This window comes from Bradyrhizobium archetypum, from assembly GCF_013114835.1.
GTDB classification, from domain to species: Bacteria; Pseudomonadota; Alphaproteobacteria; order Rhizobiales; family Xanthobacteraceae; genus Bradyrhizobium; species Bradyrhizobium archetypum.
The window spans coordinates 147,336-156,839 of sequence record NZ_JAAVLW010000001.1 but is presented as its reverse complement, the minus strand read 5'-3'; the positions used below and the strand labels follow the sequence as shown (position 1 = coordinate 156,839).

The window sequence follows — 9,504 nt, the reverse complement described above, 5'->3', positions numbered from 1 at the left end:
CAGCGCTTCGAGCGTTCTAGCGGTGTTGTCGTCCTACCGCGACTAGCGTCATCCCTCACGGTGTGGTTGTTTCAACACGTATGGGGTGGGGGATTCGGCATGCGCATCCAATCGGTACGCATTAAAAATCTGCGCGCTTATCAGGACGAAACTGTCGAGTTCGACAACTACACCTGCCTGGTCGGCGCTAACGGCGCAGGCAAGTCGACAGTCCTGTGCGCACTGAACATTTTCTTTCGAGAGATCGAGAACACCTCAACCAATCTGAGCAATCTCGACAAAGAGGACTTCCACCGCGGTAACGTAGAGGAGCCGATCGAAATCACGGTCACGTTCGCAGACCTTTCGCGGGAAGCGCAGGAAGCATTCGCGGATTATTACCGTCAGGATGTGCTGATGGTTACCGCGCGGGCAGACTACGATCCCGCCAGCGGAGCCGCAACGGTCAAACAGTACGGTAATCGCCTAGCGATGGAGGAATTCGCACCGTACTTCAAGCGGAATGGAGATGGGGCAAAAGCAGATGAGTTAAAAGCCGCCTACGCGGCGCTGAGACAACAATTCACCGATCTGCCAGCTGGTGCCAAAACGAAGGGCGATATGGCTGACGCTCTCCGCGCATACGAGGCGGAGCGGGTCGACCAATGCAAGCCGATCCCGAGCGAGGATCAATTCTACGGCGCAACCCATGGCCAGGGTCGACTTCGCGAGTTCGTCCAGTGGGTATACGTCCCGGCAGTGAAAGACGCAGCCGGCGAACAGGCGGAGGCAAAGAATACCGCCCTTGGACGCCTGCTCGCCCGCACGGTCCGATCGCAAGTCAATTTCTCCGAGCGATTGGTCGAGCTTCGCGTTGAAGCCGAGGCCAACTACCGGGAGATGCTGGCCCTGCAGCAGGGGACACTCGACGATATCTCCCGCGACTTGCAGGCGCGACTTGCGGAGTGGTCGCACCCCGAGGCCACCGTCAAGCTGCAATGGCACCAAGATCCGAAGTCATCCATTCGGATTGAAGAGCCTGTGGCTAGGCTGTTGGCAGGTGACGGAGAATTCGAGGGTTCGATTGCTAGGTTCGGCCACGGCATGCAGCGCTCGTACATCATCGCTCTGCTCCAGGGACTGTCTGTCGCGGACGCCGGCGGGCCGCGGCTGCTTCTCGGCATCGAAGAGCCCGAGCTATATCAGCATCCGCCGCAAGCCCGACACCTGGCGTCAGTCCTTCAGGAACTGAGTAGGAAGGGCGCGCAGGTCATTGCATCGACCCATAGCCCCTATTTCGTGGACGGCACGACCCTTTGAGCGCGTCCGTCTGGTTCGGAAGCGTCGGAACGAGGGGCGGGCCACGGTACATTCCTGTTCGGTCGACAGGCTAGGACAACAATATGCCGCCGTGACGGGCGACCGCCCGGCCGCTCAGGAGGGGGTATTGGCCAAGCTCCATCAAGTCATGCAACCGCATCTAAGTGAGATGTTTTTCACTCCCAAACTCATTCTCGTCGAGGGGCTTGAAGACGCTGCGTACATCAATGCCTGGATGGTATTATCGGAACGTTGGGAGAGCTTCCGCGCAAGAGGTGCTCACATCATCGCGGTGAATGGCAAGAGCGAACTCATCCGGCCGCTGATCATCGCCCAGGAACTGCAGATTCCCACTTTCGTGATATTCGATTGCGATGGTGACAAGCTCACACACAACAATCCAGATCAGCAGCGAGCGATCGAAGCCAGTCATCGGCGTGACAACAGTGCGCTCTTTCATTTAGCTGGCCTGCAACAACAGGATCCCTTTCCAGCCGATGCAGTGTGGTCCGAGAGCCTGGCAGCCTGGCCGCATGACCTTGGCAAATGCGTAGAGGTTGATGCTGGAGCGCACTGGCAACCTGCGGGCTCGCGTGCGTCTGCCAACTACGGCAACGTTTCCGGCCTTAAGAAGAATACGCTGCACATCGGTGCAAGATTGAAGGAATTGCAGAACCTACGCGCGAATACCGCCACGCTTGACCAGCTCTGCGAGACGATCCTTACCTTTGCCAATCAGGCGTAGTTTAAAACAACGCTCGCCCTGTGGGCCGACCATCCGCGATGATCGGACGGCCGGTAAATTCGGAAGGGCAACGAGGTTGCTCGGAGCGCCACACTCGCTGCTCTCAGGAGGTGACCGCAAGCCGCTGGGGATATCGAGGACGGCGACCTCCGGCTGTCTCCGAGAGCGAGCTGACGATTCTCACGTGCGGTAAACTTCACTGATTCGAAAAAAGTGAGTTGCTACGATGACTGCCTACCGTTTTGTCCATGCGGCCGACATCCACCTCGATTCACCTCTGCGCTCGCTCGCTCTGCGCGATCCAAGGCTGGCCGAGTTCATCGGCAACGCCAGCCGACAGGTTCTTGCGCGCATCGTCGACCTCTGCCTCGACGAACAGGTGCACGCGCTCTTGCTCGCCGGCGACCTATACGACGGCGAGCAGACTTCAATGAAAACAGCGCGTTTTCTCGGCGAGCAACTCCGCCGGCTGGATGCTGCAGGCATCGAAGTCTTCATCATTCGGGGCAATCACGACGCCCTGTCGAAGATCACCAAGGAGCTTGTCTTTCCGAAAAGCGTGCACCTATTCGGTGGGCGTGCCGAAGCAATCGAAATCTCGCGGGACCGTGGAGAACGATCGATCGTGATGCACGGCCTCAGCTTCGCGAAGCCGCAGGCCACCGAAAGCCTTCTCGCCAAATACCGGCCACCTGTCGACGGCGCCATCAACATCGGATTGATGCACACCAGCTTGGACGGTTCGCCCAATCACGATATCTACGCGCCTTGCAGCACGGGTGACCTCCTCAACTCCGGCTTCCGCTACTGGGCGCTCGGGCACATCCATAGGCGCTCGACGACGGAAGGCCCCTGTGCCATCGTGATGCCAGGGATCCCGCAAGGGCGGGACATCGGCGAAAGCGGTCCTAAATCCGTGACGCTGGCGAGCGTGCTGGACGACGGCTCCATTGTCCTCGACGAGCGGATCGTCAGCTTGGCGCAATTCGAGCGTATCAGCGTCGACGCTTCCAGAGCAGAATCATGGTCCGATCTGGTTGCCAGGATCGAGACTACGCTTGGCGACGCTACCACCCGATCCGCCTCCGATCATCTCGTCGCGCGACTCGCGGTTTCGGGAACGACGACGATAGCTTGGAATCTCCGGCGCGACGCTGATCTTTTGCGGACCGAAGCCGAGGCCAGAGCGGAGTCGATAGGTAACGTATGGATCGAGAAGCTGGAAATCGACTGCCGACGGCCTGTCACCAGCGCGGTAGAAAGCGCAGACCCCGTCTACGTGCTTCGAAGGATGATGAATGACGAGATCGTCGGATCCGAAGCGTTCCGAGCAGAAGCGAACGACATCGTCAACAATCTGCTCGCGCAGTTGCCGCCAGAATGCCGACGCAGCATTGCTCCGGATGACACCGGCCTCAGCCTGCTCGTCGGGCGACTGGCCGGAGAAGGATCGGAAGAGGTGCTCGCGCGGCTCGCCGCCAGCAACGCGGACGGAGTACGCTGATGCGCATCCGCAAGCTCGGACTTCGTCGCTATGGCAAGTTTACGGACGCGTTCATCGATTTTGGAGAGCGGGTTGTCGGTAACCCCGACCTGCACATCGTCTACGGACCCAACGAGGCTGGCAAATCCACCGCGATGTCGGCGTGCACGGATCTGATCTACGGCATCACGTCGCAGAGCAGGTTCAACTTCCTTCACCCTTATCCGACCATGCGAATCGAGGCTGAGATCGAAACCTCAGGAAGGATCCGCAGCCTCTCGCGAATCAAACGTTCTCAGAACAGCCTGCTGGACGATGCCGGCAATCCCGTTCCCGATGCCCTGCTTCTCGGCGAACTCGGAGGCCTCGATCGCAGCGCTTACCAGACGATGTTCTGTCTCGATGACGAGACGCTAGAGGCTGGTGGAGAGAGCATCCTGGCCAGCAAGGGCGATCTCGGCCATCTGCTGTTCTCCGCAACCGCCGGGCTCGCCGATCTGAGCGATCGGCTCGGTTCTACACAAGCGGAGGCGGAGGCCTTCTTCCGGCCGGGTAGGCGATCGGGAATCCTTGCCGACCTCAAGAAGAATCTGACGGCTCTCAAGGAAGAGAGAGAGCGGACAGACACGCTTGCGACCGAATACTCGCGCTTCGTCATCGAGCGCGATGAAGCGGCCGCGGCCTACGCCGAGGCCCTCTCTCAACGGAGCCGAACGCAGGCCCGGATCGACGAAGTACAACGCCTTATTAACGCCCTACCGCGACTGCAGACCTTTCGCGCTCTCCGCGCGGAACTTCTTCCTCTCGCACCACTACCCGACGCTCCCTCGTCGTGGAATCAAGATCTCCCAGGTTTGACGACCCGGCAGACGAGGCTGGCGACGCAGTCGCAAGCGGTGGCCGAAACCATCGCGAATCTACGGGGTGAGCTCGAAGGGCTCATCGTGAACGCTTCGGCTTTGGGCCTGAAAAGCCGCATCGAATTGCTGGTGGACCTGCGGGCGCGGTATATCACTGCGGAGAAGGACCTACCTGATCGCCGCCTCCGCCTAGGGCTTGCCGAGCAAACCGTCGCACGTGTTCTGACCCACATCGATCACGGCTCGGAGCAGGATCCTGCACGACTCATCCTGTCGACCGGCGTCACAGGAGCCCTTCGCGACCTAATGGAGCAACGATCGGGTGTCGAAGCGGCCCTTGCTGCAGCCGAAGCGGAGGTCGAAAAGGCAGGCGATGCCCTGTCGGAGGCCAAAGTTAGGATCGGAGAGCACGGTGCAGAATTCGACGAAGCGACGATGGCCACATTGGCGGCAGTCATCGCGAGCGCTCGCCAGTCAGACGACGCAGCTCGACTGCGTGCAGCCGATCACATGCGCCGGGAGCGTGCGGACGAACTCGACGACCGCCTGATCGAATTACTTCCCTGGACCGGTGGTAGGGATGAACTCCTTGCGGCTCCAGTGCCGACGCCGGACCAACTTCAGCACTGGATATCGACCGAAGCGAACCTTTCTCGCGACATCGCTATGCGGCAAGGCGAGTTCGATCGCCTCGATGCCGAGGCAGGACGCCTCGAAGCAAAGATTGAGGCGCTTGGCTCCGCCGCAGGTGTGATCAGCGATCAAGAAGCCGGCGAGGCCAGGTCCGCCCGCGAAGCCGCTTGGGCCGTCCACAAGGGGGCGCTTGACGCGACGACGGCCGCTGAGTTCGAGACCGCGATGCGGAAGCTGGATCTGATTACGGAGCAGCGATCCAGTCATACCGCTGGAATAGCGGACCTAAACCGTGCGCTTCTGGACAGGGCTGAGGTCCGGGCGGCTTTAGAACGGGCACGACTACAGTTGCAAGAGACTCTTCGGAGGCGTGCGACGACGGCCAAGGAGATCGAGAAGTCTCTTTGCGCCATCGGTCTCGACGATACCATCGGTGTTGCCGGACTGAACCTATGGGCACAAAAACGCGACCTGGCAATCGAGGCCCAAGGAAAACTGACGGCGGCCGAACGAGGATGGCGGCGAGTGCAGGCCGACGCGGCCGATTCGCGTGAGCGGATCGCTCGGACGATGCGCGCGGCAGGTGTCGAGATTTCGCAGAGCGATGACATCGCAGCAATGCTGGCCGCAGGCCAAGCGGCTCTAAGCCGCGCCGTCGATGCCAAGAACTTGCGCGCGGCGGTCGAGGATCGACAGCGCAACTTGAAGTCTCGCGAGAAGAGGCTCGGCGATGCCCGTCTGGCAGAGCAAGTATGGAGCGCGGCCTGGCGAGAAGCTTGCGCGGCTTGTTGGCTCGGCGAACGCGACGTCCTACCTACAACGGCCGTCGTGCGAGAGACATTGGAAGCGCTGGCTGAATTGGGTTCGGCGCTGGAGAAAAAAGCGGAATTGACCGATCGCATCGCAAAGATGCAGCGTGATCAAACCCAATTTCGGACTGAGGTCGACGCGCTCGCCGCTCTGATCGGGTTGCCCCCGAGGCCTTCGGACGCTCTAGGGCTTTGCGAGGCCGTCGTAGACGGCGTCATGTCCGCAACTAAGACGCTCGATCGTCGGCAAGAGGTCGAAGCGCGGCTCGCGACCGAGCGGGACAAAGCTCGCTCGCTCGCGGAGGAGATGGCGGAAGTGCAGAGCCAAGTGAGCCTCATGATCAACCACTTCGGAGTCAGTTCCTTGGCGGAAGTCGAAATCTGTCTGCGCTCGCTCGCTCGCAGGTTAGATCTTGAGACACGTCTGATGCAGTCGCGCGACGAAATACTTGAAGGAATGCAGGTCGAAACCATCGAGCATGCCGAAGCGACCCTCGATGCGATCGACCGAGGCTCTCTGGAAGCCGAACTGATCGAACTGAAAGGACGGTTCGAGGATGAGGACAGTCGGAGCCGCGACAGTTTCGCCGCACGAAACAAGGCGGAGGACAGGATCGCCGCCGTCGGCGGTGACGGCGCCGTGGCAATCCTGGATTCGAAACGGAGGACGACATTGCTTACGATAGAAGATAAGGCGTTGGAATATCTCAAGTTGAAGCTCGGGACAGCGGCGGCCGACAGGGCGCTGCGGGCCTACCGGGACCGTCATCGAAGTTCGATGATGGCGCGGGCTTCGGAGGCATTCGCGCTGATAAGTCGGGGCGCCTACTCCGAGCTCGTTACCCAGCCGTCGAACGGAAGCGAGCTCCTGATCGCGAAGGGATTTGACGGCAGCTCGAAGATCGCTTCCGAGCTATCGAAAGGAACCCGATTCCAGCTATACTTGGCGCTGCGAGTAGCCGGCTATCATGAGTTCGCCCGAGCTCGCGCCCCAGCGCCCTTCCTTGCCGATGACATCATGGAGACGTTCGACGATTTCCGAGCGGAAGAGGCATTCCGCCTGCTTGCCGCAATGGCTGCCAGAGGCCAGATAGTTTACTTCACCCATCACCGTCATCTCTGCGAGATTGCGAAAGCTGTCGAGCCGTCAACAAAGATCCACAACTTGCAAGCGGAGCCGCCGCGGGGATGGGCCATCTCGGTCCTGAAAGAAGCCGGCGCGATCCGCGAATGCGAGGAGCACGGTTGGATACAGGACCGCGCCGATCCACACGCGCGCGAACGAGCTTTGGAGATCGCGCGTCGGGATCCGCTGGTAGGGCTTTCCGATCGAGAGGCCGTCGCGGCGATCGGGGAGGTCCTGGACGACATCGGCGACACGTGCCCCGAGTGCCCGTCGAATTAGGGGAGACCTACCGAATTTGCGACCGGTTCAAATCAGATCGTTATGCTGGACGAGCCACGCGATCTCTGCCTCATCGTCTCGATTTCGAGATGGACGATCCCGTTCGGGGCTCTTAACGAACTCGGCGACAAAGGCGCGAGCGATATCTTCCTGCTCGATCGTGCCAAAAGACCCCGGAACAAGATGTCTCAACCAAGCCACGGAGCCTGGTGTGTGAACATTGCGAATACGTCGTCGCGCTAGATTATGTCGAGGGCATCTCGACAATGAAATCAGGCGAGGACGCTGGCAAGAGGCAGCTAACCGACTCTGCCAGGTCACCAAGCTTGCGCTCGGCATCAAAAAGGTCAACTGCGACCTGCAGATTCATCCAAAACCGGGCGGACGTACCGAGCGCCTTGCTCAACAGAACCGCCGTCTCGGACGTGATTGCCCGACGGCCGTTGATGATCTCGTTCACCCGAAAACGAGAGACGCCCATGGCTTTCGCGAGCTCATCCTGGGTGATGTCGTTCGGGGTGAGAAACTCCTCGCGGAGAATCTCACCCGGGGTGCTTGGTCGTCTCTCAGTCATCTCAGCCTGTGTCTTCAAGCCTGATATTGACAGCTCGATCGAACTGCCATTGGAACGTCACCCACCACTGGCCATCTGTATGACAACAGAAGGTGGGTGGATCTGTGTTCTGCCGTTTGGCGATGCGTCCTCGCCCGGCAATCCGGCAGTCCTCGAGCCTTGTTGCTGCGAGCAGAATGTCGAATTGCCGTGCGGCTCTCTTTGCGACGTTTTCGGGCACGTCTTTCCTGTGGCGGCCCGAGAAAATGTCCGCCGTCCGTTCGTCGGTGAACGGGTACATGGTTTTCTCCTGGGGAAATGGATCTGTCACTGGTTGAATGCTGATCCACTTCGGGCGGAGAAATCCCCGTGTTTATTCGGTAGGAATGAATGTTGGTGCGCGCAGCATCCTGCAGAGCGAGAGAAGTTCGGTTCCGCTTGAACGTAAATCTGCAACTGTAGCGAAGACGGCGTTTGATGGCTTCACGAAGCGCCGTTTCAAGGCCCTCGAGCTGCTCGTCCGAAAGCCGGGTAACCTCAAACTCGAATTCGTCGAATGGATAGGCGTAGAAGGTGAGAGAATCGGTGTCGGCGAACTTGCTCTCTGCGAAGACCGCCACCTCTTCAGAGATCGCCGCGATCTGCTTCTTGGAGATGAATAAGAGGTTGCAGTTGGTGATGACGTCCAAGTCGCGATCACGAGCGACGAGTTGCCCCAAAACTGACGCATGGCGCGGCCGGCCATTGCGGTAGAGCATCCAAAACTGCTTCTTGTTCTGCAAGCTGTCCGTCGTCAGCATCAAGCTCAGCAATTCAGCTGAGCTCGTCCGAGCCATCTCCTGATGGATCGGCCTGAGGACGGCAGTCCCGTTCAGAAGGCTGACAGTGACGGTTTCGGGGCTTCTGCCTGCGAACGGAAACTGAAATTGGTCAAATCTCATGGTTCCTTAATGTCACACATAGTGTGACATTTGTCAAGTGATGGAACCCATCCCTCCGGTCCATTCGAGCCGCCAATTTCCGCTCGCGCAAACGTTGCGCCCAAACGATCTGAAGGCGGCTGCTTCGGCGGGCCGAATTGCCATCATGACTTGCCACCATTATGGTGGCAAACACGTCTCATGGAAAAGAGGAAGCCGACCTACGATCTTGCTGCTATCAAGGCCGCGATCGGGACGGTGGACACGCTTTCCATCACCACCTCGGCGCTACGCGGCGCGACGGCCCTTGGTTTCGATCGCGCCGGCATCGCCAAGGTCGTCCGGAGCACCAAGCAGGTATGTCGAGCCGAGTGGCCCGACCGTCCAACTCATCACGATCCTCGATCGCCACCCCGAGCTCGTCAAGGAGCTCGAAGAAGCCTGAGGACTGTCGGTCGCGCCGGGCAGCAATGACTGGCGCATGCCGAAGGAGTGTGCCGGGGCATCTGCGCCGATCTCGGGAAGCGTCTTGTCTGGTGCCCGCAAAAGGAGTGTTAGGCTCGGCCTTTTCGGCCGGTGCGCCCGGAGCGCTCTTTGAAAGACCGGGCTTACGACGCGACTCGTTGCGACGACATAACGAACGGGGCAGCTCCTGACCGTTAAGATGACATTGCAGCGAGCGTCGCGACAAAACTCTCGGTGCACACGCGAGCATTGAATTCGCTTGTTCACTCCGCTGACTGACCGAAAGTCGATCTCACCATACAGGCAGATCGGTAGCTGGCGATTGTTGTTGA

7 protein-coding genes and 1 pseudogene are annotated in these 9,504 nt (G+C 59.7%); 6 read left to right on the top strand and 2 right to left on the bottom strand.

The window, feature by feature from the left end:
• The first annotated feature begins 99 nt into the window (after positions 1 to 99).
• From HCN50_RS00685 to HCN50_RS33285, 5 genes and pseudogenes are all read left to right on the top strand, one after another.
• Entirely contained in the window at positions 100 to 1,299 is a 1,200-nt protein-coding gene (locus HCN50_RS00685; RefSeq protein WP_171707718.1) for an ATP-binding protein, read from the top strand.
• A gap of 127 nt (positions 1,300 to 1,426) precedes the next feature.
• Positions 1,427 to 2,044 (top strand): TOPRIM nucleotidyl transferase/hydrolase domain-containing protein, encoded by a 618-nt coding sequence (locus HCN50_RS00680; protein ID WP_171707717.1) that lies wholly within the window; start codon positions 1,427 to 1,429, stop codon positions 2,042 to 2,044.
• A 226-nt stretch (positions 2,045 to 2,270) separates the two neighbouring features.
• Entirely contained in the window at positions 2,271 to 3,548 is a 1,278-nt protein-coding gene (locus HCN50_RS00675) for a metallophosphoesterase (RefSeq protein ID WP_171707716.1), read from the top strand.
• Positions 3,548 to 4,141, top strand: a pseudogene (locus HCN50_RS33290) (ATP-binding protein); the annotation flags it as partial. The gene HCN50_RS00675 and the pseudogene HCN50_RS33290, both read left to right, overlap by 1 nt.
• A gap of 2,844 nt (positions 4,142 to 6,985) precedes the next feature.
• Positions 6,986 to 7,234: a hypothetical protein gene (locus HCN50_RS33285; protein WP_311966976.1), complete on the top strand. Its 249-nt coding sequence runs from the start codon at positions 6,986 to 6,988 to the stop codon at positions 7,232 to 7,234.
• 244 nt (positions 7,235 to 7,478) lie between these two features.
• On the opposite strand, the gene HCN50_RS00665 is transcribed toward HCN50_RS33285, so the two are convergent.
• Positions 7,479 to 7,808 (bottom strand): HigA family addiction module antitoxin, encoded by a 330-nt coding sequence (locus HCN50_RS00665; protein WP_171707714.1) that lies wholly within the window; start codon positions 7,806 to 7,808, stop codon positions 7,479 to 7,481.
• Between the two features lie 14 nt (positions 7,809 to 7,822).
• Positions 7,823 to 8,728: a hypothetical protein gene (locus tag HCN50_RS00660; protein WP_171707713.1), complete on the bottom strand. Its 906-nt coding sequence runs from the start codon at positions 8,726 to 8,728 to the stop codon at positions 7,823 to 7,825.
• A gap of 180 nt (positions 8,729 to 8,908) precedes the next feature.
• Between HCN50_RS00660 and HCN50_RS33280 the strand changes: the two genes are divergently transcribed.
• Positions 8,909 to 9,181, top strand: coding sequence for a type II toxin-antitoxin system MqsR family toxin (locus HCN50_RS33280; RefSeq protein WP_235976682.1), 273 nt, complete (start codon positions 8,909 to 8,911; stop codon positions 9,179 to 9,181).
• Positions 9,182 to 9,504 lie beyond the last annotated feature (323 nt).

What these genes read in the sequence shown, in the direction of transcription:
- HCN50_RS00685 (WP_171707718.1), top strand. Translation starts at nt 100, where the DNA reads ATGCGCATCCAATCGGTACGCATTAAAAATCTGCGCGCTTATCAGGAC.
- HCN50_RS00675 (WP_171707716.1), top strand. Translation starts at nt 2,271, where the DNA reads ATGACTGCCTACCGTTTTGTCCATGCGGCCGACATCCACCTCGATTCA.
- HCN50_RS00665 (WP_171707714.1), bottom strand. Translation starts at nt 7,808, where the DNA reads ATGACTGAGAGACGACCAAGCACCCCGGGTGAGATTCTCCGCGAGGAG.
- HCN50_RS00660 (WP_171707713.1), bottom strand. Translation starts at nt 8,728, where the DNA reads ATGAGATTTGACCAATTTCAGTTTCCGTTCGCAGGCAGAAGCCCCGAA.
- HCN50_RS33280 (WP_235976682.1), top strand. Translation starts at nt 8,909, where the DNA reads ATGGAAAAGAGGAAGCCGACCTACGATCTTGCTGCTATCAAGGCCGCG.